This window comes from Deinococcus sp. HSC-46F16 (assembly GCF_024171495.1).
In the GTDB taxonomy this organism is placed as follows: domain Bacteria; phylum Deinococcota; class Deinococci; order Deinococcales; family Deinococcaceae; genus Deinococcus.
On sequence record NZ_JALJZW010000003.1, the window covers coordinates 30,040 to 53,390 of the forward strand.

The 23,351-nt window shown below is 73.6% G+C and carries 21 protein-coding genes; 11 read left to right on the forward strand and 10 right to left on the reverse strand.

From position 1 onward, the window contains the following. Nucleotides 1-20: 20 nt before the first annotated feature. The 5 genes from L1280_RS07795 to L1280_RS07815 are packed head-to-tail and all read right to left on the reverse strand — an operon-like array spanning nt 21 to nt 6,325. Nucleotides 21-1,298 (reverse strand): glycosyltransferase, encoded by a 1,278-nt coding sequence (locus L1280_RS07795; protein ID WP_253581535.1) that lies wholly within the window; start codon nt 1,296-1,298, stop codon nt 21-23. A 42-nt stretch (nt 1,299-1,340) separates the two neighbouring features. Next, nucleotides 1,341-2,543 (reverse strand): glycosyltransferase, encoded by a 1,203-nt coding sequence (locus L1280_RS07800; protein WP_253581844.1) that lies wholly within the window; start codon nt 2,541-2,543, stop codon nt 1,341-1,343. Nucleotides 2,544-2,556: 13 nt separating this feature from the next. Beyond that, complete coding sequence (locus L1280_RS07805; RefSeq protein WP_253581852.1) at nt 2,557-3,888, reverse strand: hypothetical protein; 1,332 nt, start codon at nt 3,886-3,888, stop codon at nt 2,557-2,559. Then, a complete protein-coding gene (locus L1280_RS07810) occupies nt 3,885-5,045 on the reverse strand; it encodes a glycosyltransferase (RefSeq protein WP_253581536.1) in 1,161 nt (386 codons plus the stop codon). The genes L1280_RS07805 and L1280_RS07810 overlap by 4 nt, the downstream gene beginning before the upstream one ends. Then, complete coding sequence (locus L1280_RS07815; protein WP_253581537.1) at nt 5,042-6,325, reverse strand: lipopolysaccharide biosynthesis protein; 1,284 nt, start codon at nt 6,323-6,325, stop codon at nt 5,042-5,044. The genes L1280_RS07810 and L1280_RS07815 overlap by 4 nt, the downstream gene beginning before the upstream one ends. 101 nt (nt 6,326-6,426) lie before the next feature. Between L1280_RS07815 and L1280_RS07820 the strand changes: the two genes are divergently transcribed. Then, complete coding sequence (locus L1280_RS07820; protein ID WP_253581538.1) at nt 6,427-7,758, forward strand: LCP family protein; 1,332 nt, start codon at nt 6,427-6,429, stop codon at nt 7,756-7,758. A 16-nt stretch (nt 7,759-7,774) separates the two neighbouring features. On the opposite strand, the gene L1280_RS07825 is transcribed toward L1280_RS07820, so the two are convergent. Both L1280_RS07825 and L1280_RS07830 read right to left on the reverse strand, forming a co-directional pair. Then, nucleotides 7,775-8,962 carry a hypothetical protein gene (locus tag L1280_RS07825; RefSeq protein WP_253581539.1) on the reverse strand — a complete coding sequence of 396 codons (1,188 nt, stop codon included), beginning with the start codon at nt 8,960-8,962 and terminating at the stop codon, nt 7,775-7,777. A gap of 108 nt (nt 8,963-9,070) precedes the next feature. Next, nucleotides 9,071-9,958, reverse strand: coding sequence for a glycosyltransferase (locus L1280_RS07830; protein ID WP_253581540.1), 888 nt, complete (start codon nt 9,956-9,958; stop codon nt 9,071-9,073). Between the two features lie 451 nt (nt 9,959-10,409). Here L1280_RS07830 and L1280_RS07835 point away from each other — a divergent pair, with 451 nt between their 5' ends. From L1280_RS07835 to L1280_RS07850, 4 genes are all read left to right on the forward strand, one after another. Next, nucleotides 10,410-10,682: a metal-sensitive transcriptional regulator gene (locus tag L1280_RS07835; RefSeq protein WP_253581541.1), complete on the forward strand. Its 273-nt coding sequence runs from the start codon at nt 10,410-10,412 to the stop codon at nt 10,680-10,682. A 67-nt stretch (nt 10,683-10,749) separates the two neighbouring features. Next, nucleotides 10,750-12,177 carry an aldehyde dehydrogenase family protein gene (locus L1280_RS07840; RefSeq protein ID WP_253581542.1) on the forward strand — a complete coding sequence of 476 codons (1,428 nt, stop codon included), beginning with the start codon at nt 10,750-10,752 and terminating at the stop codon, nt 12,175-12,177. Between the two features lie 191 nt (nt 12,178-12,368). Then, entirely contained in the window at nt 12,369-12,773 is a 405-nt protein-coding gene (locus tag L1280_RS07845; protein WP_371922896.1) for an HU family DNA-binding protein, read from the forward strand. An 84-nt stretch (nt 12,774-12,857) separates the two neighbouring features. Continuing rightward, nucleotides 12,858-13,502, forward strand: coding sequence for a cyclodeaminase/cyclohydrolase family protein (locus L1280_RS07850; protein ID WP_253581544.1), 645 nt, complete (start codon nt 12,858-12,860; stop codon nt 13,500-13,502). Here L1280_RS07850 and L1280_RS07855 read toward each other — a convergent pair. Genes L1280_RS07855 through L1280_RS07865 form a run of 3 tightly spaced genes read right to left on the reverse strand, consistent with a single transcriptional unit; the run spans nt 13,499 to nt 19,624 of the window. Continuing rightward, nucleotides 13,499-14,068, reverse strand: coding sequence for a hypothetical protein (locus L1280_RS07855; RefSeq protein ID WP_253581545.1), 570 nt, complete (start codon nt 14,066-14,068; stop codon nt 13,499-13,501). The genes L1280_RS07850 and L1280_RS07855 overlap by 4 nt on opposite strands. A gap of 43 nt (nt 14,069-14,111) precedes the next feature. Beyond that, nucleotides 14,112-18,704: an MG2 domain-containing protein gene (locus tag L1280_RS07860; protein WP_253581546.1), complete on the reverse strand. Its 4,593-nt coding sequence runs from the start codon at nt 18,702-18,704 to the stop codon at nt 14,112-14,114. A gap of 38 nt (nt 18,705-18,742) precedes the next feature. Then, a complete protein-coding gene (locus L1280_RS07865; protein WP_253581547.1) occupies nt 18,743-19,624 on the reverse strand; it encodes a C39 family peptidase in 882 nt (293 codons plus the stop codon). Between the two features lie 187 nt (nt 19,625-19,811). Here L1280_RS07865 and L1280_RS07870 point away from each other — a divergent pair, with 187 nt between their 5' ends. Genes L1280_RS07870 through L1280_RS07895 form a run of 6 tightly spaced genes read left to right on the forward strand, consistent with a single transcriptional unit; the run spans nt 19,812 to nt 23,350 of the window. Continuing rightward, on the forward strand, nt 19,812-20,588 hold the full coding sequence (locus L1280_RS07870; protein ID WP_253581548.1) for an SDR family oxidoreductase: 777 nt from the start codon (nt 19,812-19,814) through the stop codon (nt 20,586-20,588). A gap of 24 nt (nt 20,589-20,612) precedes the next feature. Then, complete coding sequence (locus L1280_RS07875; protein ID WP_253581549.1) at nt 20,613-21,062, forward strand: MaoC family dehydratase; 450 nt, start codon at nt 20,613-20,615, stop codon at nt 21,060-21,062. After that, on the forward strand, nt 21,059-21,505 hold the full coding sequence (locus L1280_RS07880; RefSeq protein WP_253581550.1) for a hotdog fold thioesterase: 447 nt from the start codon (nt 21,059-21,061) through the stop codon (nt 21,503-21,505). Before L1280_RS07875 ends, L1280_RS07880 begins: the two co-directional genes overlap by 4 nt. After that, nucleotides 21,502-22,590: an SMP-30/gluconolactonase/LRE family protein gene (locus L1280_RS07885; protein ID WP_253581551.1), complete on the forward strand. Its 1,089-nt coding sequence runs from the start codon at nt 21,502-21,504 to the stop codon at nt 22,588-22,590. Before L1280_RS07880 ends, L1280_RS07885 begins: the two co-directional genes overlap by 4 nt. Continuing rightward, entirely contained in the window at nt 22,587-23,018 is a 432-nt protein-coding gene (locus L1280_RS07890; protein ID WP_253581552.1) for a PaaI family thioesterase, read from the forward strand. Before L1280_RS07885 ends, L1280_RS07890 begins: the two co-directional genes overlap by 4 nt. Further along, complete coding sequence (locus tag L1280_RS07895; protein ID WP_253581553.1) at nt 23,015-23,350, forward strand: hypothetical protein; 336 nt, start codon at nt 23,015-23,017, stop codon at nt 23,348-23,350. Before L1280_RS07890 ends, L1280_RS07895 begins: the two co-directional genes overlap by 4 nt. Nucleotide 23,351: the final 1 nt, after the last annotated feature.

Below are 23,351 nucleotides of genomic sequence, written 5' to 3' on the forward strand. Positions count from 1 at the left end.
GCGGAGACGCGTGAAGCTGCTTAGCGGCGGCCCCGGCCCCGCGCCCCCCGCGTCAGCCCCAGCAGCAGGGCCGCCCCGGCGGCGAGAAGCAGCGGCCGCCGTGCACGGCGGGCCGCCTGCCGCCGTGCCCACGCCCCCGCGTAGAACTCGTCCCACAGCGCCCAGACGCGGCGCTCGTTAAACTGCTCGCGCACCCAGCGCCGCGACCCCTCGCCCAGGCGCCGGGCCTCGGCGGAGTCGGTGAGGAGGGCGTGCAGCGCCCCCGCGAGGGCCGGGACGTCCCCGGTGGGCACCTGCAAGCAGGTCACTCCCGGCACCCCCGCGTCGCGCACGCCGGGGGCGTCGGTGAGCACCGCCGGAACGCCCGCCGCTCCCGCCTCCAGCACCACCATCCCCAGTCCCTCGTGGCGGCTGGGGAGGGTCAGCAGCGTCATCAGGGGGTAGAGGCGGCTCATGTCGGCCTCGAAGTCCACCTGCACCACTCCGGGCGCCCGGCGGTAGGCGTCCAGCGCCCGCGCCGAGAGGGGGTTGGCGGGGTCCGGGGTGCCGACGAGCAGCAGCCGCGCCCCCGGCAACCGGCGCTGCACCTCCTCCCAGGCCAGCAGCAGCTCCTCCACGCCCTTTTGCGGGGCGAGGCGGCCCACGAAGCCCACGACCGGGGTGCCCTCCGGCAGGCCGAGGTCCGCCCGCGCGGCGGCGACCGCCCCGGGGTCCGGGTGCGCGTAGCGGTCCACGTTCAGCCCCGCCGGGCTGCCCGCCCCCAGCACCCGGATCTTGCCCGCAGGGACCAGCCCCAGCGCGACCGCCTCGGCGCGGTTGGACTCGCTGACGCACAGCACCTCGTGGGCACACGCGCAGGTCAGGCGCTCGATCAGCCGCAGCAGCGGGCGCAGCCGCGCCAGCGCCCCGGTCGCCGCCGTCTCCGAGCGCAGCCCGTGGATGAAGTACACCCGCAGCGGCACCCCGGTCAGCACGCCCGCCAGCCCGCCCAGCAGCCCGGCCTTGGGGGTGGAGAAGTTCAGAATCTGCGGCCGCACCCGCGTCAGGATGCCCAGCATGCCCGCCAGCGCCCGCAGGTCCCGCCGGGGCGAGATCTCGCGGGCCATCGGGAGCGGGTGAAAGGTCGCGCCCCCCACCGCCCGTGCCCGCGCCACCAGCTCGGCGGGTTCGGGCGGCGTGACGAGGTGCACGTCGTGGCCCTGCCCGCGCAGGTGCCGCAGTTGCGGCGCGAAAAAGGCCAGCGCCGCGATGGGGGTGGTCGTCGTGTAGAGGATCCTCAGGGGGGGCAGTCGGGACACACGGCATGATACGGAGCCTGGCCCCCCGCCCGCTTCCCCCGCCTACCGCGCCGCCCGCTTCCCTGTGGCCCGCCCCACGGCCCGCTCCCGCACGGCCCGCAGGAAGCGGCCCCGCTCCCGGTCCAGCACGTCGTCGGCGTAGCTGCGGGCGTGCGCGAGGTTGCGTGCACTCTGGGCGGTCAGCCACGCGGGGTCAGCAGCGCGGGCGTGCCAGACGCGGGCGAGTGCGGCCGCGTCGCCGGGCGGCACCAGCGCGTCCGGGGAAAGCAGCTCGGGAATTCCGCCCACGTCCGAGCCCAACGCCGGAAGGGCCTGCGCCATGCCCTCCAGCAGGGCGCGGGGCAGCCCCTCGGTGCGCGAGGGCATCAGGTACAGCTCCGCCGCCGCGAGGTCGCGCCGCACCTCGGCGGGGGTGCTGCGCTGCCCGGCGAAGGTGCAGGCGCCCTCCACCCCCAGGGCGCGGGCCTGCGCCTCCAGCTCCGGCAGCAGTCCCCCTTCGCCCACCACGGTGAGGTGCGCGTCCAGCCCGGCTTCCCGCACGGCGGCCAGCGCCTTCAAGGCCACGTCGACCCCCTTGTGCGGCTGTTCCAGCGCCCCCACGAGCACCGCGCGGCAGGCTGGCCCCTGGAAGGCACGCGGGACCGGGGCGAACGCCTCCGGCGGCAGGTGCACGTCCGACACCCCGAAGGCGGGCACCCCGGCCCCCGGTGGGTAACGGCGTTGCAGCGCCTCCCGCGTCACGTACTGCACGGCCGCCGCCCCGCGCACCTGCCCCCAGGTCAGCCCCGTCATCAGCACCCGGAACAGGGGACGCAGGGGGCCGCGCCGCCCCGGTCCCGGCGCGAAGCCCAGGAAGGGGTCGTTGACCACCTCGGCGGCGTAGGGCCGTCCCTGCGCGGCCCGCAGCCCCGCCGCGAGGTGCCCCAGCACGCCGCCCAGCCGCACGATCACGGCGTCTTCCGGCGCCAGCACCGCCCGCAGCGTGCCCAGCACCAGGCCGAAGCGCCGCAGCAGCCCGCCGGGACCTTCGTAGTAGGGCACGTGCGCGACCCGCACGCCCGGCCCGTCCACCCGGCGGTCGCCCGGCCGGGGCCGCGCCACCGGCTGCGAGCGGGCCACGACCTGCACCTCCTCGAAGGCGCTCAGGTAGCGCCGGAAGTGGGCGTGGGTGGCCTGCCCGTTGTCGTAGGTGGCCCCGTCGGGTGTGTGGACGAAACGGTGTTCCAAAACGATGCAGACGCGCAAGGTGACAGACTCCTCAGGAGGGGAAGGGGCGGGGGGAGGCCGGGGAACGGGCCAGCGCGAGCGCCAGCGTGAGGGACAGCAGCGGCAGAAAGGACCCGAAGGCCGAGTTGGGATAGAAGGTGTCGGTGGTGATGGCCGTGAGCCACAGCGCCGCGAGCAGGTGGGTGCCCACCCCGGCCGCGTGGGTTCCGGCCCGCCGCAGCCGCGTGAACAGCAGCCCGAACAGCAGCCCCAGCACGGTCAAGCCCGCCAGGCCCGTCTCGTACAGCACCTGAAGGGGCAGCAGGTGGGCGTACGACCCCAGGTTGCCCACCCCCGAGCCGAATCCGCTGCCGATCAGCAGCCGCAGCGGCTCGGCCGACAGGGCGTCCAGATACGCCGTCCAGATGTCGGTGCGCCCGGCGAGGTTCCCGGCCTCGGTGGCTTCCAGCAGGGTGGACTGCCGGGAGACGAGGTCGCCGAGTTCGGCCCCCAGCCAGGGCGTCGCGGCCACTGCCCCGGCGGCCAGCGCGGTCAGGGCCAGGGTCGCCAGCACGGGCGTGCGGAAGCCCTGGAGCAGCACGAACAGCGCCGCCCCCGCGAAGCCCGCCCGCGACCCCGACAGAAAGGACGCCACCAGAATGCTTCCCAGCACCAGCGGGGTCCAGCGCCCCGGCCGCAGCAGCAGCGCCAGTGCTCCGGCCAGCAGCACCATCGCCGCGACGTGCCCGTGGTTGTAGCCGATACTTCCCAGGCCCTGCTCGTAGTGGCGGTAAAAGCCCTCCCACGGCCCGGCGACCCCCTGACCGCGCGGCAGCACCTGCCCCAGCGTGTCCGGCAGGGTGCCGGAGAAGGTGGTCCACACCACGCCCCCCACCATCAGCCCGAAGGAGAGCAGCGCGGCCGTGCCCCAGCGCCGCCGGGTCGCCGCAAAGGCCGGGTCAGACAGCGGCAGCCGCGACATCAGCCAAAAGGCGGCCAGCGTCTGCGCCAGCTTGTAGAGCTGAAAGAGCCCGAAGGGCAGGGCCGCGCCCAGTCCGGGGTCACGCAGCACCAGCAGCAGCACGAAGGACAGCAGGCACAGCGCCCCGATCACCAGCAGCGCCTGCCACACGGCGCGGTGCTCCGGCGCGGGCGGGCGGCGGTAGCCCAGGCCCAGCCCCAGCGCCGCCCACAGCAGCAGGTCGGCGAGGCTGGGCCACAGCGCCCAGCTCGGTCCGGCGGCCAGCAGCGGCGGCCCGAAAAACTGCACCAACACGTAGGCCCCCAGCAGCCCGGCGACCGCCCGCTCCAGCAGCGGGGCGAGCAGGGGCGCCGGGACTGGGGCCGGGGCCGCCCGCCGGGAGCTGGGCACCTCCAGGCTCACCGGGGGCCGCCCCCCGCCCCCGCCTCCTGCACGGCCTGCGCGTAAAAGGCCAGCAGCTCCCGCGAGGTCCGGGCGACATCGAAGTCGAGCGCCTCTGGCACGGCCCGGCCCCGCGCGAGGGCACGGGCGACCGCGTCGGCCCAGGCCTCCCCGCCCGCCTCCAGGTCCAGCACCTCGACCGCCTCCAGCCGCATCCGGGGATCAAGCGGCACTCCCCGCGACACCACTGCCGGGAGGCCCGCCGCCTGCGCCTCCAGCAGCGCGAGGCTCAGGCCCTCGGTGAGCGACGGGAACACGAAGGCGTCCATCGCCCACAGCAGCCCCGGCACGTCGGGCCGCGAGCCGGTCAGGTGCACCCGGTCTTCCAGGCCCAGCTCGCGCACCCGCGCCCCCACGCGGGACCGCTCCGGCCCGTCCCCAACCAGCAGCAGCCGCGCCGGGCCGTGCCGCCGCAGGTACGCCGCGAACACGTCCAGCAAGAAGAGGTGGTTTTTCTGGGGCCGGAACTGCCCGACGTGCCCGATCACCGCCTCGCCCGGCGGCAGGCCCAGCTCGCGGCGCAGGTGCTCTGCACCGCCCCGCGCCCCCCGCACCGCCTCCAGATTCACCCCCAGGGTGACCAGCCGGGTGCCCCGCTCCCGCCAGCCTGGGCCGAAGAGGGCGGCGGCGGCCTCCGCACTCACCGCGAGGCGGTGGGTCACGCCCGATTCCAGCGCGGCCCGCATGCCCCGCAGGTACAGGCGGCGGCCCCGCCCGGCGGCCGCGTCCCCGCGCCGGGAATCCAGGTGGCTGGTCGCGGCCCGCACCGGCACCCCGGCCAGCCGCGCCGCGAGCAGCGCCAGCCCCCCGAAGTGGTGGATATGGCTGTGCACCACGTCGTAGGGGCCGTGCTCGCGCAGGTGCCGCCACAGCGCCGCGAGAAAGGCGAGGGGGCGGCCGGTGGGGGGCGCGTGAAAGGCCCGACCCCCCAGCCCCCACACCTGCCGGTCAAGGTCGCCGGGTCGGGGGTCGGGCGAGACCACCAGCACGTCCATGCGGGCCTCGGACCCCGGCACCTGCGCGAGGAGATTGACCAGCCAGCTCTCGATGCCGCCCCGGTCCAGCGTGCCGGTGAGGTGCAGGATGCGCAGGGGCTTGGGATGGGACGCTGTATTCATGGGTCTCCTGAAACGGGGGCCGGACCAGCCCGCAGCGCCCCCGCCACGATCAGCCCGCTGCCCGCGAGCTGCGCCCCGGCCCCGATGAGTCCGGCGAAGGCCGCCCCCATCACGCCGTACGGGGGAATCAGCCACGCGCAGGCGAGGGCCAGAAGGACGGTGACGGCCGCGAAGAGGGGCAGTTGCTCGCGGAAGCGCCGCGCCGCCGTGACCGCGAAGCCCGCGCAGGAGGCGAGGTAACTCAGCGCCCCGCCCAGCGTGAGCCACAGAAAGGCCCGGCCCTCGGCCGCGTAGTCGGGGCCGTACAGCAGGCCCAGCAGCGGCCCCCCCGCGACCGCCGCGAGCAGGGTCAGTCCGCCCCCGAAGGCCGCCGCCGCGCCCACGAGCCCCAGCGTGAGCCGCACGAAGCCCGCCCGCTGCCCGGTGGCGAACAGGTGCGAGAGCCGCGTGGTCAGGGCGGTGCCCAGCGCCACCACGACGATGCTCCCCGCCGCCGTGACGTAACTCAGGGCCGAATACACGCCCACCGCCGCGCTGCCGTGCGCGTGTTCCAGAAACAGCCGGGGCAGCGTGCTGCCCAGCGACACCAGTCCCATCACCACGCCCAGCGGCAGCGCGAGCCGGGGCAACCCGGCCGGAATGTGCCGGGTCCACCAGCCTCCCGGCGCCAGCCGCCGCGCGAGCGGGAGGTCATGCACGAGCAGCACGGCCAGGCCCGCCAGCGCGACTCCGGCGGCCCCCAGCGTCACGCTTCCCGTCGCGGCGAACAGCGCTGCCAGCAGTCCCAGCCCCAAAACCCCGCGCAGCATGGTCGAGCGCGACACCCAGTCCAGCCGTTCGTGCCGCTGCATCAGCCCGTAGGTCACGTCGCTCAGGCCCTCGAGCGCCTTGGCAGCCCCCAGCCACAAGATCACACCCGCCGCCCGCGGATACAGCGCCGCGAGCCCGGCCGTGATCGCCAGGGCCAGCAGCATGGTCAGCGCCCGCAGGCTGAAATACTGCCCGAACGGCCGGGCCTCGCCCGCGTCGGTGGCCTGCACGCTGCGCAGTTGCAATCCCAGCAGCAGGTAAAGGGGATTGACCAGCCCCAGCCCCAGCGCGTACTGCCCGACGGCCTCCGGGTTGCCCAGCCGCGCGAGCAGCGCCACCACCGCCCACTGCGCCGCCGCGGAGGTGCCTTGCCCCAGCACCGTCCAGACCACCCCCGCCCGCAGCCCCACCGGGCGGGGAGTCGCCGGGGGCGGGGCCAGACGGGGTGGGGGGGAAGGGGAGGTCGGCATGAACGGACTCGGTGCAAGATACCCCGGCCCTGCCGCCGGGGGACACCACCAGGGGGCGGGGGCCGCAGGCACGCGCTCCCGCCCCCGGCTATAGTTCCCCCATGCGCCGCCGCTGGCTGATCGGAACCGTGCTGCTGGCCCTGGCGGCCGGGGGTGGGGGCTACCTCTACCTCACCCACGAGCGGGTCTCGGCAGTGGGGCAGGTGGTCTACCACGAACTCGACGGCGACGGCCTGCCGCCCCCGGCCGGGGTGCTCGACGATCCTGTCTTCGCGGACCTGCCGCCCCCCGACCCGGACCGCCCCGTCTCGCTGGGCCGCTACCTGCCCCCGGAGCCGGAGGCGCAAGCGGCACCGGAGCCGGACCCCCCACCTGCGCCGCCCGCCCGAACGGCGGCCCCCGAGCCTGTGCCCCCTCCGGCACGGGAGGAGGCCCCGGTGCCGCCCGCCCCGTCTCCGGCGCCGGAGCCTGCCCCGGCCCCCAAGGCCAAGCCCGAGCCGACGCCGGTCCCGCAGCAGCCCGAGCCCGCCGCGCCTCCCGCGCCTGCCCCGGAACCCAGTTCCGCGCCGGTCCCGGCGCCCCGCTCCAGCCCGGCGTCCGCTCCGGCCGCCCAGGTGGCCCCGGCCCCCCGTCCGGCTCCGGCCCCGCGTGCCCAGACCCCGGCGACCTCGCCTGCGTCTCCCCCGGTCGCGCCGCGCTGGTTCAACGACCGGCTGGAGACGACTGCTCGGCTGCACCTGCTGCTGATCGGCACCGACCACGAGGAACTGGGGGGCGGCCGGGGCGACGTGCTGCTGGTGCTGACCCTCGACCCGGTGGAGCGGCAGCTCACGCTCCTCAGCGTGCCGCGCGACACGCGGGTCAACCTGCCGGGCCACGGGCTGGTCAAGATCAACGCGGCCTACGCCTACGGCGGCGCCCGGCTTCAGACCGAGGCCATCGAGCGCTTCTTGGGGCTGCCGATGGACAAGTACGTGGAGATCAGCCTGGGGGGCTTTCGCCGCGCCATCGACGAGGTCGGCGGCGTGACCGTCAACCCGCCCTTCGCCTTTACGCTCGACGGCCAGAGCTTCACGCCGGGGCCGGTGCGCCTGAGCGGCGAGCAGGCCCTTGCCTACGCCCGCATGCGCAAGCAGGACCCGCGCGGCGACCTCGGGCGCAATGCCCGGCAGCAGGAGGTCGTCCGCCGCCTGATGGCCGAACTCGGGGAGCGCTCGACCGGGGAACTCCAGGCGCTGCTCGAGCGCCTTCAGGGAGACCTGCGCACCAACTTCTCGCCCACCGAGGTGGTGCGGCTGCGCACCCGGCACAGCTACCTCACCGAGCGGCAGCGGACCGAGGCGGTGCGCGGGGTGAACCGCAAGATTGGGGGCGTGTGGTACTACGTCGTCTCCGACGCCGAACGGCGCCGATTGCACCTGGAGCTGCGCTAGGGCGGGCCGGGTGGAGTCAGCGCCCGCCCAGCCGGTAGGCCACGACCTGCAGGGGCGCGAGCTGGCCGCTGACCTGCCCCCCGCGCCGGGTCAGGGCCGAGCCCTGGCCCGCCAGGGCCTGCCAGCCGCCCGGCACCCCGGACAGCGAGACGCGGACCGTCTGCGCCTTGGTGCGGCTGTTGTTCAGCGCGAGCAGGAAGTTCCCGCCGCGCCCCCGCAGCAGCACGACCACGGGCCGCCCCGCGTTGCCGTCGCTGAGTTCCTGGCGCTCGCCGTCAAGCAGGGCGGGGGAGAGCTGGGCGATCTCGCCCGCCAGGGTCCCGGCGGCCCGCCACAGCCGGGGCTCGCGGGACAGGTCGACCTCGCTGGAGCGGTAGGCGTAGTACACGATGCCCTTGACCCCCGCCATCAGCGCCTGATAGGTCATGTTGCGCAGCTCGGCCTCGGTGGGCAGCGGCCCATCCCCCCAGGCAAAGGTCTGGAGGTTGGCGACCGGCACGCTGCGCCGCGCCAGGGCGCTCTGCACCGCTGAGCGCATCACCCGGTAGGTCACCGCGATGTCGTCGTTTCCGACCGGGTAGCTCTGGTTGCCCACCATGTCCGACACGCCGAAATAGGCCGTCTCGGGCCGGTCATAGGCCACCGACAGGCTGATGTAGGTCAACTTCTCCGGGGACAGGGCCTTGAACTGGGCGTGCCGTCGCCGCACCTCCTCGGGCCTCACGAGGGCGTTGCTGTCGTCGGCGAGCTTGAAGCCCAGCACTGCGGGGTGGTGCCCCACCCGCCGCACGGCGGCGTCGCCCAGGCCGTAGCTCAGGACATAGACCCCCTGCTGTTGGGCAGCGTTCAGCGTCTGTTCGAAGTCGCTCACGTCGCGGTCGTTGATGGGCTCGGTGACCATCAGGTTGAAGCCCGCCTCGCTCAGGCGCCGCAGGTCCTCGCGCCGCCCCTGGATGGTGCCGCCCCCCGCCCACGACACGTGGTAAAAGCCCAGCGGAAAAAAGGGCCGCCCTTCCACCAGCACGGTGCCGTCCGGCCGGTGCCCGATCTCGGTCGACGGCCGGGACAGCAGGGTGGGGTCGGGGGCCAGCCGCGCCGGCGCCGCGGGCGCCCCGCCCCTTCCCGCGCCCGTCACCTGGGTGATCAGCGCGCAGCCACTCACCGTGCCCACCAGCAGCGCGGACGCGATCAGACGTTTCCACATGGCTGTTACCCTAAGACGCCTTCATGAGCCGGGGTGAGACGGTGGGGGTTCCGGTGGGGCACTGGAACCTCCCGGCATGGCCCCCCACCCTGCCTGCGTTGTGCGGTGCTAGAGGCGCTGCACTGCGGACGGGTCGATCACGCCCCGCCCCAGCAGGTGCAGGGCCGCGAGGTTGCCGCGCAGTCGCCCCCGGCGGTCGGTGGCCGCGTGGGTGACCCGCAACCGGCGGTCAAGGCCCAGCAGGCTCAGCACGTTGAGCCCCAGCGACAGCCCGATCAGGCGCAGGCATTCGGGACCGGGAATGGCCCGCTTGCTCGCCCACAGGTACACCGGATTCATGACCTGCGCGAAACCCAGCCGCGGTTCCGACATGCGTCCAGACGGGGTGCTGAGGTGAATCAGGCGTCCGCCGCTGTAGTCCACCGTCCGGCCCCACCGCGAGAGCCGGGCGCCGAAATCGAGGTCTTCCAGGTAGGCGTACAGGGCGAGCCGTTCATCAAAACGGGTCGCCTGGGCCGGAGCCGTGCGGGCCACCATGTTGCAGCCGTACAGGCCCAGCCGGGAGCGCACGGGAGGCGGCGGAACGGACCACGCCTTTAAAATCTCTCGCGCCCGCTCACGCGGCAGCAGCCCCTCCTCGGCGCGGTCGAGCACCGGCACGGCGCTGAAGCCGGTCACGTCGGGGTGGATCACCAGGAAACCTTCGGCCCGCCGCAGGTAGTCCGGGGCGAGCTCCACGTCGTCGTCGAAAAAGACCACCGCCCCGGAGTCGGCCGAGAGGTGGTCGAGGGCACAGTTGCGCTGCCGGGGAATGCCGGGCGCCGAGAACAGCACCCGCAGCCCCGGCCGCTCCCGCACGCCCTCCGGGAGGTCGGCTTCCTGGGTTACGACGATGAGCAGCTCGTCCGGGGCGCGGGTCTGCCGCTCCAGGGACGCCAGCGTTCCAGCCAGAATCTCCGGGCGGCCCTTGCTGACGATGACGACAGAGATGAACACTGATGCTCCTTGGGAATTCGGCGGTGGGAAAGCGCCGTCAGTCTAGCCCCGTGGAAAGCCGCCTCATGGGCGGCCCACCCCGGCGGGGGGACCGGCGAGTGTGCCGCGTGTGGGCCGTTCCCGCCCGCAACGCCTGCGCGAGGTCCGCGCCGGAGAGCCGCTGGGAGTCCATGGCGAGGTGGTGTATCCCCGGAGGGTATGCGCCTGAGAACCTTAGGGGAATATGGGCAGGAGTGAAGTTCCCCTGTCCTGAGCGCCCCACACCGAGGGTGTTGGTTCCCGCCGCCCGTGCCCTTCCCTGGCCGAACACGAGGAGCACGGGGCCTCACGGCGGGTCGACCCTGGGCCGAACTGCGGACCTCAGGCTGGCCTTTGCTACCCTGGGGGGGTATATTGGGCCTCAGCTACCGGCGCTGACGTCCCCCGTTCTTTCCTTTCGGCAAGGAGTCTCATGACCCCCACCCCTGCTCCCCTGAGTGCCACCGACGAAAAGGTCCTCAACCGCCTGCGCCGCATCGAGGGTCAGGTGCGCGGCCTCCAGCGCATGATCGAGGAAGGCCGCGACTGCCACGACATCTTGACCCTGCTGTCGGGCATCCGCAGTGCGCTGGACGCCACGGGCGACACGATTCTGGAGCAGTACGCCTCGGGCTGCCGCGCCCACCCGGATCAGCCCATCACCCCGCAGGACGTGGTGCGGGCGGTCAAGCTGCTGCGGGGGTAAGGGCCATCGGGCCGAAGGTGGATGCGGGGCGCCCACGCCTCATGGTCACCCGCCGTACAGTGACCCCATGACCACCACCCTGACCCGCGTGCCCCTCTTGATCGGGGGCGAGGCTGTCATGACCGCGCAGACCGACCGCGTAGCGCACCCCTACACGGGGGAAGCGCTCTACGACGTGGCCCGCGCCGGGGAGGCCGAGTTGCGCCGGGCGCTGGACCTCGCGGCGGAAGCGTTCCGCGAGTCGCGCCGCTGGCCCGCGCACCGCCGCGCCGAGGGCCTGCGCCGGGCCTCCGCGCTGCTCTCGGCGCGGGCCGACCTCTTCGCCCGCACCATCGCCACCGAGGCGGGCAAGCCGCTCAAGGCGTCGCGGGTGGAGGTCGCCCGCAGCGTGGAGAACCTGTCCTTCGCCGCCGACGAGGCGCTGCGGCTCGCGGGCGAGGGGATTCCGCTGGACGCCAGCCGCTTCGGGGAAGGCCGAGTCGGATTCACCCGCCGCGAGCCGCGCGGCATCATCGCGGCGATCAGTCCCTTCAACTTCCCGCTGAACCTCGCGCTGCACAAGGTCGGTCCGGCGCTCGCGGGGGGCAACGTGGTGATTCTCAAGCCCGCGCCCCAGACGCCCCAGACGGCCAACCTGCTCGCCGAACTGCTGCGCGACGCCGGCTTCCCGCCCGGCGCGATCAGCGTGCTGCACGGCGGGGCCGAGCTGGGCGCGGCGCTGACCTCGGCCCCAGAGGTCGCGCTGGTGACCTTTACCGGCAGTCCCGGCGTGGGAGAGAGCATCAAGCGCGGCAGCGGCCTCAAGCCGGTCGTGCTGGAACTCGGCAACAACAGCGCCAACCTCGTGGACGCCGAGAGCGACGTGGAGGGCGCGGCGCGGGCGCTCGCCGCCGTCTCCTTCGCCTACCAGGGGCAGGTGTGCATCCATCCCCAGCGCCTGATCGTCCACGAGGCCGCCTATGACCGCTTCCGCGAGGTCTTTCTGGAGGCCAGCCGGGCGCTGGTGTGCGGCGACCCCCTCGACGAGGCGACCGACGTGGGGCCGCTGATCGGGGCGGCGGCGCTGGAACGGTTGGGGGACTGGATCGGGGAGGCGCAGGCCCTCGGCGGTCGCCTGCTGCTGGGCGGCACCCCCCAGGGCAATATCCTGCCCCCCACCGTGCTGGAGGACGTGCCCGAGCACGCCCGCCTCGTCGCGGAGGAGGCCTTCGGCCCGGTGGTGGTCCTCTCCCGCGCCGCGAACTGGGCAGAGGCCATCGCCGCCGCCAACCGCAGCCGCTACGGCCTCCAGACGGGCGTCTTTACCACCAACCTTCAGCACGCGCTGGAAGCCGCCCGCGACATCGAGGCGGGCGGGGTGATCGTGAACGACCCCAGCACCTTCCGGGTGGACCAGATGCCCTACGGCGGCATCAAAGACAGCGGCTTCGGCCGCGAGGGTGCCCGCGCCTCGGTCGAGGAACTCACCTACGTCAAGACCGTGGTGCTGCGCTAGAGGCCCTGGGAGCCGCGCTGGGCGGGGGTCAATGGGGGTGGTCGGCCTTAAACGTGACTTAATGAACTTTCCGAAAATACCGTTCAGCACGACATTTTTCGGTGGGGCACCTTGTCAAATGCGTGCTGGAGGGGCTGTTTGACCCATACCCCCCCTTTTCGCCTTCCAGCACATATGTCATGCTGCACGCCATGACGAAGAAAACGACGAAGGCAGCGGCCAGCAAGAAGTCCGAAGGCACCACCAGCCGTGGCGGCAACGGCGGCGCGACCCGTGGACGCAGCGCGGGCGGCAACGCCGAGGGCGGCAGCGAGCGCACCGGCAAGGTCGCCAAGACCCAGCTCGTGGAGCAGGTCGCCGAGAAGACCGGCCTGACCAAGAAGCAGAGCGAGGAAGCCGTCAGCGCCATGCTCGACGTGGTCGTGGACGCCATCCGCAGCGGCCAGAGCGTGGGCCTGCCCGGCCTGGGCACCCTGAGCGTCAAGGCCACCGCCGCCCGCACCGGCGTGCGCCCCGGCACCTCCGAGAAGATCCAGATCCCCGCGGGCAAGAAGGTGGCCTTCAAGGTCGCCAGCACCCTCAAGGGCAACCTGTAAGCTTTTTCCTCTGACCGGGCCGTCTCCTACGTGGGGGCGGCTTTTTTTGGGTCGCCAGCCGGGACGGTCGCGTAGAGTTCCCCTATGGCGCAGTTCTGGGACGAGACGGCCCGTGACCTCCTCGCGCGGACGGCGAGCGGCGACCCCACGCCGGGGGGTGGGGCGGCGGCGGCAGTGGCGGCGGCCTTCGGGGTCGCGCTGATGGAGATGGCGCTGAACATCGCCCTGGAGCGGTCCTGGCGCGAGGAGGCGCACCCGGAGCGCCGCGCCCTGCTGCCTTGGCTGGCTGGGCAGCGCGAGCACCTCCAGACGCTGGGACAGGCCGACGCGCGGGCCTTCGGGCGCTTCGTGGAGGCCGCCCGACAGCCGGACGAGACGCCGGAACAGGACGCCGAGCGGGAGGCCGAGCTGGAAGATGCCGCCCGCCGCGCCGCCGGGGTCCCCCTTGACCTCGCGCAGACCGGGGTGCGGGTGCTGGAACGGGCCGCCGAGGCGCTGGCGCTCTCGCCCACGCTGGTCGTCAGCGACGTGAGCGCGGGGGCGGGCCTCCTTGCCGGGGCGGTGGACGCCGCCCGCGTGACTGTGGAAGCCAACCTCTCCCGCCTGCCGGACGCCGAGGCCCAGGCCCTGCGCGACGAGAGTGCCGCCCTGGCCCGCCGCGCCCGCGAACTGGCGGACGGGGTGCTGGGGGAGGCGTTGGAGCGGATGGGGGAGCGGGGGGGGAGTTAGCCCCGGACCTCCACTGTTACAGGCAGTTCACAGGCCGTGATCTCTCCATGCGGCGAGACGGCCAGCACCCGGCGTTCGGCCAGGGTCCACAGCGCCCGGTGAATCGCCATCTCGGCGGCGGGGTCGCCGGAGGGCGCGAGGCGGTCGAGCAGGCCCGTATAGCGCACTGCCTCGCCCTGACCGCCTGCCCAGGGGGTCGAGTCGGCCAGCAGCGTGAGCACCCGCCGCTGATCGGGCGTCTCGCCCTGTGCGGTTAGGGCGGCTCTGGCCCGTGCCATCGCCACCCGCGCCTCCCGCTCGCGGCGGCGGGCGGCCAGCGCGGCGGCCACGTCGTCGGGGACGGGCACGCCGGGGCGGGTGTGGCGGCGTTCGATCAGGCGCTCCAGATGCTCGTCGGCGCGGGCGCGGGCACTTCCGCCGAGGTCCCCGGCGCGGGCTTTCAGGCGGCTGGCGGTGTCCTGCACGCGTGGATCATGGCGCAGAGAGTCGGCGGCGCGGCGAGCGGCCTCGCCCACACTGGCCGCCTCCTGCCGTGCCACGTTGCGGAGGATGGAGCGCAGTTTCATGCGGTCAGGTACGGGGGAAAGGGGACGGAGGTTCCAGCCAGGCTCACTCCTTCTCCACCACCTCCACCCGCTGCGCCTGTCCCTGCGCGGGCGGCAGCCCCGACGCCGACTCCACGCGGGGGGCGGGGGCCGTGTAGGTGCCGGGGGCCAGCGCCCGCAGGCGGTAGCGCACGGTGGTCACGCCCGCCGGGAGGCGTTCGAGGTAGAAGACCGCCCGGTCGTCATACAGCGAGCGGTCGGCCCACGCTGCGCCCGTCTGCCCCGCGCTCGCCACCGCGCCGGGGAAGGCGAAGGGGCGGTCGTCCACGGCCTCCAGCCCGCCGGGGAGGGGGTCGGTGAGGCGCAGGTGGCGCAGGGCGACCGGAGTCCGCAGGGTGAGGGTCACCGTGACCAGCCCGTCGCGCTCGACCCGCGAGCGGTCGTAGCGCCGCTCCACGACGATGGGGGAGAGGGTGGCCGGTTTGCTCCCCGCCGTCCGTGCGTCCAGCTCGGCCCGGTAGGCGAGGGGGCCGCTTGCCGTGAGCCGTAGGGGGGAGGTTGCCCCGCTGGACGGCAGCGTCAGCCGCACGGGCGGGCCGAGGGTGAGGTCGCGGGTGAAGTTGGCCTGGCTGACGGTGACGCGGGTGTTCGGGCGGCGTGTTTCCCCCGCCACTGCTTCCCGCAAGGCCCCCAGCGCGGCGGCGGTGGCGAGCGGCCCCTCCCACGCGCCGCCCGTGCGGCGGTCCAGCAGGGTCTGGAGGAACAAGGGAGCATCGGTCTTCTGCCCCAGCGCCTGTGCGGCGTCCAGCAGGTACGCGGTAGCGGTCACGTCGTCCGCGAGGAAAAGGCCGCCCTCGGGGGTGCGCTCGGCCTGTGTCCGTGCAGCCCGGTAGAGGGTGAGCGCCGCTGCCCGTGCCCCCGCTGCCGGGGAGGAGGCCAGCGCGGCGGCGAGGCGGGCCTGCGATTCCGCGTCCCGGACGCCCCCGGAGCGGGCCAGATTCAGCGCCGGGGCCGCGTCCCCCGCGAGGGCGAGGGCGGCGGCGAGGTGGACGCGGTCGCCAGCGCTCGCCTTTCCGAGCAGGCCCCGCCCCGCGTCCACGGCTCCGCGCAGGGTGGCCGCATCGGTCAGGCCCGCGCCCTTGGCCGCCGCCAGCGCGGCGAGCGCGTGGGCGGTCTGTTCGGCGGTCACCGGACCCTGCGCGGTCCAGGCCCAGCCCGCGCCGTTCTCGCTGCCGAACTGCCGCAGCGCCAGCAACGTGGCGAGGTCGCGCCGCGCCTGAAAGAGCGCCCGCTCGCGCACATCCGGCCACCCCAGCGGCCCCGCCAGCCCCACGAGGTCGAGGTTGGCCCTCAGCCGCGCCGCCACCGCATCGGTGGTGGTCCAGCGCTCCTCCGGGTCCGCGAGGTAGGCGTCCAGATCGGCCAGTGCCGCTTGCAGGGGCGTGGCCGCCAGGGTGAGGGTCAGGGCCTCCGCCTGCTCCCCGGAGGGCACCCCGAACTCCACCGTTCGCGTGCCTGCCGCCGCCAGTATGCCCTCGCGGGTCAGGCGGGTGCGCGGCCCGGCGGGGCGCAGCGGCAGGGTCTGGCGCAGGGCGTCGGCCTGGCCCCCCAGCGCCGTCGCCCGCGCCTCCAACGTGAGCTTCTGGCCCGTCACCGGGGCCTCCAGCGGGAACCGCGCCACCGCGTCGCCGCCGCCCAGGGTCAGGGTGCGCGTGATGACATCGGTGCCCACGCTCAGGGCAACCTGGGCGGTCTTGCCCCCCGCGCGGTCCTGGACCCCCAGGTACGCGCTCCCCACGTCCCCCTGCGTCAGCACGCGCGGCCCGGTCAGGCGCACGGCGAAGGGGAGGGTCGCCGTGATCCCGGCACGGGAGTCCCCCGCTCCACCCGACGGGGTAAAGGCGCGGGCCGTGATCCGGTAGCGGCCCAGCGCTTCCGGCAGCTTCACCTTGACCTGGGCGCGGCCATCCGCCCCGGTCTGCAAGGCCCCGAAATAGGCGACCTCGCGCAGGTCCTGCCGCAGCGGGGCGCCGCCCTGATCGGCCCCACCGCCCCCACCCCCGTCGGCGGGCGCCCCGGCACTGGAGCGCACCTCCACGCGTGGATAGGTGGCGCCCCACAGGAAGCGCCAGGGGTCGGGACTGGGGTCAGCGGCCACGTCGTACACGGCCTCGTTGACCACCGCCAGTGTGACCAAAGCGGCCGTCCCCCTGCCCCCGGCGTGGGTGTCCACGCTCAGGGTGACCTCCTCGCCGGGGCGGGCCTGCTCGCGCGAGGGCTTCACCGTCACCACGAGCTGACGGTCGGAACGCGGCACGTACAGCAGCGGCGTTCCGGCCCGCACGCTCTCGGCCCCCGCGACCGCCGTCGCCTGTACGGTGAAGCCCGGCGAGAGGTCGGGAGTGACCTTCCAGGTCAGCGTCTGGGTCCGGCCCGTCACGCGCACGGTGCGGGTGGTCAGGCGGCCCTCGGCGGCGGCGGTCAGGCGCACCGGGGTCCCCACGGGAAGGGTGGTTCGCAGGGTCAGGCGGGCGGTGTCGCCCACCCCGTAGGTGTCGCGGTCGGGGTCCAGCGTCAGCGTGAAGCGCACGCCGGGGGCCTGGGTGGACGGCTCCGGCACGTAGCCCAGGCTCACGTTGGAGCGGGTGACTCGGCCCGCCGCGTCCTTCGCCTCCAGCCGCAGGGTGTAGCTGCCGGACCCGGTGGCGGGTGCCGTGACCGTCAGCGTGCCGCCCGCCCCGCTGCGGAGGGTCTGCGTCTGCACGGTGGCCTGCCGTTCGCGGTACTCGATGCGCCCGCCCTGCGCGACCCGCTCCTGCCAGCTCCGCACCACCGTGGCCGTCACCGCGCGGCCGGGGAGGGGTGTGCCCGGTCCCACCGCCCGCACGCGCAGGGCCGCGCTCGCCTTCCCCCCCGTCAGGGTCGGCCAGCGCACCAGTTCCAGCCGTACCCCCGCCGGATGCACCGTGACGGGCACGCTCGCCAGCACGTCGCGCCCGTACTCGTCGCGGGCGCGGGCGTAGACGGTGTAGTCGCGGGGCCGGGCGTTGGGCGCGGTGGGGCGCAGAGCCGCCGTGCCCGTGCCGTTTCGCGTCTGGGTGCGGGCGCTGGGTGCGCGGTTCGTCGGGACGGTCAGGAAGGCCGAGTCGCCCCAGGTGTCCGGCGAAATCCATTCGAAGTCGGGCCGCCCGCTGATACCCGGCACCGCTCCCGGCCACAGCTCCGACTGGTCCGAGCCGCCCAGCAGCGTGAACTCGACAGGCACGGTCGCCCCGCCCCCCTCGTACCGCTCTGCCTGCGCGGTGACGGGCACGCTGCTTCCGGTGACGACCTCGCGCGGTGCCGTCACGTCCAGCGTGAACTGCGGCTTGACGAAGGCCTGCACTCGCACGGGAACCGAACTCACGTCGGGAAGGGGCTTCGGGTTGGCCGGACTGGGCGCGGCGGGCAGCTCGGCCTCGATGCGGTACTCGCCCGTGCGGACGCCCTCCGGCAGCGGGAAGGCGAAGCGGGCGAGGCCGGAGGCGTTCGCGGTCACGCGGGCCTGTGCGAGCACGTCGCTCTGGCCCGACACCAGCCGCACGGTCAGCGCCCCGCGCCAGGAAGTCCGGGTCCCGGCCCCCAGCGAGCGGACCACCGCCAGCCCCTGCAAGGTCTCGCCGGGGCGGTAGACGGGCTTGTCGGTCTGGAGGTAGGCCCGCGCCCGCTCCGGCTGCCCCGCCCCCAGGCCGTAGTCGTCCACACCGAGCACGGCCCGGTGAACCGTCCCCCCCAGCGTGACCCGGCCGCGCAGCCACAGCCGCTCGCCGTCCCGCAGCGCCAACCGGGCGAACCCCCGCGCGTCGGTCGTGACCGGGGCCAGCACCCGCGCGGGGCGGTAGCGCCACGCTTCCTCCTGCCGCTGTTCCTCCTCTGTGGGGGGGCGCAGGGCCACCGCGTTCAGGCGCACGCCGGGGAGGGGTGCCCCGGTGTCCAGCCGGGTCGCCCAGACTTCCACTCCGGTCGGCGTGGCGAGGGTGGTCAGGGCGAGGTCGGTGACTTGCAACACAGCGGTTGCTAGCGTCTTGGAGGGCGCGTCTGCCCGCGCCGCCGCCACGAGGTACAGGCCCGGCGCGAGCCTGCCTACCTCCAGCTCGGTGCGCTCGCCCTTTGCCGTCACCTTCAGCGTCCGCACCGCTGGACCCGTCACCCGCAGGGGAGGCGCTTCTTGCAGCCCCGCCCCATCCAGCCGCGCGGCGTCCAGCGGCAGCACTCGCACCTGCCACGCGGTCACCCGGCCCTCCGCCCTCTCCAGGTTGCGGGTCAGGATCAGCGAAGCCGCCTGTCCGCTCGGCTGCGGCGATATATAGCCGAAGTAGCTCTCGCGCCCGCTGAGGTTGACTCCCGTGTCCGTGTAGGCCACCGTCCCCGCGCGGGCGTACAGCACCCGGTCGCCCGCCAGCACGGCCAGCACGGGTTTTTCGCTGGGGCCTCCCTGCCGCCGTTCCAGCGGGGCCAGCGGCGTGCCGGAGGGGAGGGTCTGCACCGGGTTCCCCCGCAGGTCGGGGCTGGCGTAGAGCGGCGTCGGCGCGACCGTGCGTTCGGCCCCCGCGCCCCCCAGCAGCAGGCAGAGGGTCAGCAGGCCGGAGCGCAGCCGGAAGGGGGTACGGGAGGACATGCCTCAGCGTACCCCCAGGCCATGAAGGGCACCTCCGCCTATCCGCCCAGCGCCGCCCGCGCCTGGTTGCGGAAGCGCAGCAGCTCCTTGCTCTGCGGGTCGATCTTGAGGGCCTGCTGGCTGTATTTCAGCGTCTTGTCGTGGTCGCCCGACTGGCTCCAGGCCTCGAAGGCTTCCTGGCGGTAGAGGTAATACAGGGTCGGCACCCCCAAGGCCGCCGCCCGCGCGAAGTTGTCGGCGGCAGCCTTCACATTCCCCAGGCGCAGGTTCGCCTTGCCCAGCCCCCACCAGTTGTAGGGGTCGTTCGGGCGGGCCTTGACGTTGCTCTCCCCGACGCGGCGCAGCAGGTTCCAGTTCCCGGCGGCGCTGAAGCTCTCGCCCAGGGCGGCGCGGACCTCGCCTTCCTTCGCGGGCGGGTAGGTCACCATGTATTCGCCGTTGTAGTAGTGCCACAGGTCCATCAGCTCGGCCTGGGTCAGCCACAGCCGGGCGCCCCGCAGGGGATCGGAGGTCAGGAAACGGCCCCCCTCGTACCCGTACACGGTGCGAAAGTGCGCCACGTTGCTGCCAGGCCGCAGCCGCTGCTGCACCACGACCGGGAACCCCCGGTCCAGCAGATCGCGCAGGAGGTCGGGCGTCCCCGCGTACCGAATCACGCTACGCAGCCCGAAGCGTCCCAGATAATTCGCCAGTTCCACGCTGGTGACCTGTGGGTCGCTCGCCGAGTCCTTGAGCGCGTTCGCCGCCTGCGCCTGCGTCAGGCGGGTGCCGTAGTAGCCCGCAATCGTCATCGCCGTGACCGGCCCACAGTTGTCCCGGCCCTGCGGCTCGTGAAGGATGTTTTTCAGCGTGACCTGGGCTGAGGCCGCGCCTCCCAGGGTCAGGGCGGTCAGAACGGAAAGAAGAAGTCGCCTCGACATGGCCCAGTGTGCCGCCTTCCGCGCCCGATCCCTTTCCATGTTGAATAAATGTGGCTTGCCCTTTTGCCCCTTGCAAGGCCGTCTCCCTCTCGCCCGGACGCCCGTGAATGTCCCCCCGCGTTCAAAATTGACGCGCACGTACACTTTGCCTATCGTGGGGGCAACGTCACAACTGGAGGCTTCCCCGATGGCACTCAAAGACCTGTTCGACCTGACCGGCAAAGTCGCCCTGATCACCGGAGGCTCGCGCGGCCTCGGCCTGCAAATCGCCGAGGCGCTGGGCGAGTACGGCGCGACCGTCGTCCTGACCGCCCGCAAGCAAAACGAGCTGGACGAGGCCAAGGCCCACCTCACCGGCCTGGGCATCACCGCGCACGTCTACCCGCACGACCTCTCGCAGTTTGGCACCATCGAGCCGCTGGTCGAGCGCATCCACGCGGAGGTCGGTCCCATTCACATCCTGGTGAACAATGCCGGGGCCACCTGGGGCGCCCCCGCCGAGGAGCACCCCTTCGAGGCGTGGCAGAAGGTCATCAACCTCAACGTGAATGGCCTCTTCCTGCTCACGCAGGCGGTGGGCAAGCGCTGCATGATTCCGGCGAAAGCGGGCCGCATCATCAACGTTGCCTCTGTCGCCGGGCTGCGCGGCAACAGCCCCCGCATGGCGGGCACCCTCGCCTACAACACGTCCAAGGGGGCCGTCGTGAACATGACCCGCGCCCTGGCCGCCGAGTGGGCGCAGTACGGCATCACCGTGAACTCGATCTGCCCCGGCTACTTTCCCACCAAGATGACGCGCGGCACCCTCGAATATGGCGGCGACACCATTCTGGGCTACACGCCGCTGGGCCGCCTGGGAGGACCGGAGGACCTCAAGGGCCTCTCGCTGCTGCTCGCCTCGGACGCCTCGGCCTACATGACCGGGCAGAACATCGCGGTGGACGGCGGCATCACGGCGATCTGAGAACCGTCCCCGAAAGGAGCCTCCATGCACCTCGACGACCTCCGCGCCCGCCTCGGCGGGGAACTTGCCCTCTCGGAGTGGGTGACCGTCTCGCAGGAGATGGTGAGCCAGTTCGCCGACGCGACCGGCGACCATCAGTTCATCCACGTGGACCCCGTGCGGGCCGCGCAGACGCCCTTCGGCGGCCCGGTCGCGCACGGCTTTCTGACGCTGTCGCTGCTCGCAGGGCACTTCATGACCGGGGGCGGCTTTCCGGCGCTGGACGGCGTGCGGATGGTGGTGAACTACGGCCTCAACCGGGTGCGCTTCATCGCCCCTGTGCCCGTGGGAAGCCGCCTGCGCAACCGCGCCACGTTGCTGAACGTGGAGGACGGCCCCGGCTACGCTCAACTCACCGTCGCCAACACCATCGAACTGGAGGGCAGCGGCAAACCCGCCGCCACCGCCGAGACCGTGATGCGGGTCTACCTGTGACCGCGCTGGAGGGGCCGCAGGCGGTCGCCTTCGCGCAGAGCGTGCTGGACTCGCAGCCCTTCAGCGTGCTGGTCGGGGCGCGGGTCGAGCACATGGCCCCGGACGGGGTGGTCGTGCGGGTGCCCTTCCGTGCCGACCTGACCCAGCACCACGGCTTCGCGCACGGGGGCGTGCAGGCGGCGCTGGCCGACATCGCGCTCACCTTCATGGGAGCGGCGGCGCTCGGCCCCAGCGTTTTAACGTCCGAGTTCAAGATCAACTTTCTCCGGCCCGGCGTGGGCGAGGCCCTCGTCGCGCGGGGCAGCGTGGTGAGCGCGACCCGGCGGCAGGCGGTGACCCGCTGCGACATCTTCGCCGTGCAGGAAGGTCAGGAAAAGCTCGTCGCCACCGCGCTGGGTACTATCGTCGTGGCTGATGTGGCCCCGGCGGGAGGTGGGGCGTGAGACTCCGCACCGTCCTCGGCCTGACCCTCGGCGCGGGCGTGGGCTGGCTGCTCCTCGCGCCCACGCGGGTGCGTCCGGTGGCCTGGGAGGGGCCGGGCCTGACTCCCTCGCGGACGGGCGGGCCGTATGCGGACAACGGGCGGCTGGACACGGCGGAGCGGTTCGCCCCCGTCCCCGGTCAGACCTCGCCCGAGTCGGTCGCCGTGGACGCTCAAGGCCGCCTCTACAGCGGCTTTGGGAGTGGGGCCATCGTCCGTTTTCAGCCGGACGGCACCCGGCCCGAGGTCGTGGCGAACACGGGCGGGCGCCCCCTCGGCCTGCGCTTTCACCCCGACGGCTCGCTGCTCGTCGCGGACGCGCTGCGCGGGCTGCTGAGGGTGCGGCTGGACGGGGGAGAGGGAGAGGTGCTCGCCACCGAAGCCGAGGGGGTTCCTTTCCGTTTCACCGACGACCTCGACGTGGACCGGGCGGGGCGCTTCGTTTACTTCACCGACGCGTCGAGCAAATACAGCTGGCCGCACGAACTCCTCGACCTGCTGGAACACGGCGGGCACGGGCGGGTGCTGCGGCACGATCTGGAGACGGGCGAGACGACCGTGCTGGCGCGGGGCCTGAACTTCCCCAACGGCGTCACGCTGGGGCCGGACGGGGCGTATCTGCTCGTCACCGAGACGGGGGGACCCAGGGTGCACCGGCTGTGGCTGGTGGGCGACCAGGCCGGAACGCTGGAGGTCTTCGCCGATTCTCTCCCCGGCTACCCGGACAACGTGCGCTTCGACGGCGTGGCGACCTTCTGGGTCGCCCTTCCCAGCCGCCGCTCGCCGCTGCTGGACGCCACCGCGGGTCAGCCCTGGCTGCGGCGGGTGGTGGCGCGGATCTCGGAGCGCGTGCAATTGCCCCTTCCCGAAGAGTCCATGCTCGTCGGGCTGAATCTGGAGGGCCGCCCGGTCGCCTTCGCGCAGGGGAGCGGGCCGCAAAGTTACGGCTACGTCACCCAGGTGCTGCCCCACGGCGACCACCTCATCCTGAGTTCGCTGCACGGCGACACGCTGGCCCGCGTGCCTCTCTCGCGGGTGCGGTCATGACGGCCCCGGACCTCGCCGCCCTGCGCGAACGCCTGGAGCGGGCCGCGCAGACGAGCGGTTTTACCCGCTTCATGGGCACCCGGCTGCGGCGGCTGGAGGGGGGCGTGGTGGAGATTGAACTCGTCCTGCGCCCGGACCTCACCCAGCACCACGGCCACGCGCACGGGGCGGTCGTCGGCTACCTCGCGGACACGGTGAGTGCCTGGGCCGCCGCCTCGGTCGCCGGGGACGTGGTGACGGCCGAGTACAAGCTCAACCTGCTGGCCCCGGCCAGGGGCGAGGTGCTGTGGGCACGCGGCGAGGTCTTGCGGGCCGGGGGCCGTCAGGTCGTCGTGCGGGCCGACGTGTACGCGCGGCAAGGTGGGGACGATACCCACGTCGCGGCGGCGCTGGCGACCATCGCCCCGGTCGGGAGGGGAGCGCCGTGACCACCTACCTGCTGGAGCGGGACGGCGTACTCCTCGCGCGGCTGCCGCTCCTGCACACGGATTCGTTCGCCCTTCACTGCGACTTCCAGCCCACCGAAGCCTTCGCCCCTTACCGCCCCCTCTTCGACGAGGAAGCCCGCCTGACCGACCAGCTCGCCCACGACGCCGACCCCGCCCTGATGACCCGCGCCGAGGCGCTGCTGGACGAGATTCTCGCCCTGGGGCTGACCGTCCGGCGGGAAGGCGGCGGCCCCGCCCGCGAGGTGCTGCTGGGCATCGAGGGCGGCAGCGCCACCTTTCGCCCCCTGCACCCGGAGGAGGACCCCTTATGAC

Excerpts from the sequence above, each read along its gene's own strand:
- L1280_RS07835 (WP_253581541.1), top strand. The coding sequence starts at position 10,410 with ATGACCCCCACCCCTGCTCCCCTGAGTGCCACCGACGAAAAGGTCCTC.
- L1280_RS07890 (WP_253581552.1), top strand. The coding sequence starts at position 22,587 with ATGACGGCCCCGGACCTCGCCGCCCTGCGCGAACGCCTGGAGCGGGCC.
- L1280_RS07865 (WP_253581547.1), bottom strand. The coding sequence starts at position 19,624 with ATGTCGAGGCGACTTCTTCTTTCCGTTCTGACCGCCCTGACCCTGGGA.
- L1280_RS07875 (WP_253581549.1), top strand. The coding sequence starts at position 20,613 with ATGCACCTCGACGACCTCCGCGCCCGCCTCGGCGGGGAACTTGCCCTC.
- L1280_RS07845 (WP_371922896.1), top strand. The coding sequence starts at position 12,369 with ATGACGAAGAAAACGACGAAGGCAGCGGCCAGCAAGAAGTCCGAAGGC.
- L1280_RS07850 (WP_253581544.1), top strand. The coding sequence starts at position 12,858 with ATGGCGCAGTTCTGGGACGAGACGGCCCGTGACCTCCTCGCGCGGACG.
- L1280_RS07870 (WP_253581548.1), top strand. The coding sequence starts at position 19,812 with ATGGCACTCAAAGACCTGTTCGACCTGACCGGCAAAGTCGCCCTGATC.
- L1280_RS07825 (WP_253581539.1), bottom strand. The coding sequence starts at position 8,962 with ATGTGGAAACGTCTGATCGCGTCCGCGCTGCTGGTGGGCACGGTGAGT.
- L1280_RS07855 (WP_253581545.1), bottom strand. The coding sequence starts at position 14,068 with ATGAAACTGCGCTCCATCCTCCGCAACGTGGCACGGCAGGAGGCGGCC.
- L1280_RS07820 (WP_253581538.1), top strand. The coding sequence starts at position 6,427 with ATGCGCCGCCGCTGGCTGATCGGAACCGTGCTGCTGGCCCTGGCGGCC.
- L1280_RS07810 (WP_253581536.1), bottom strand. The coding sequence starts at position 5,045 with ATGAATACAGCGTCCCATCCCAAGCCCCTGCGCATCCTGCACCTCACC.
- L1280_RS07840 (WP_253581542.1), top strand. The coding sequence starts at position 10,750 with ATGACCACCACCCTGACCCGCGTGCCCCTCTTGATCGGGGGCGAGGCT.
- L1280_RS07860 (WP_253581546.1), bottom strand. The coding sequence starts at position 18,704 with ATGTCCTCCCGTACCCCCTTCCGGCTGCGCTCCGGCCTGCTGACCCTC.
- L1280_RS07815 (WP_253581537.1), bottom strand. The coding sequence starts at position 6,325 with ATGCCGACCTCCCCTTCCCCCCCACCCCGTCTGGCCCCGCCCCCGGCG.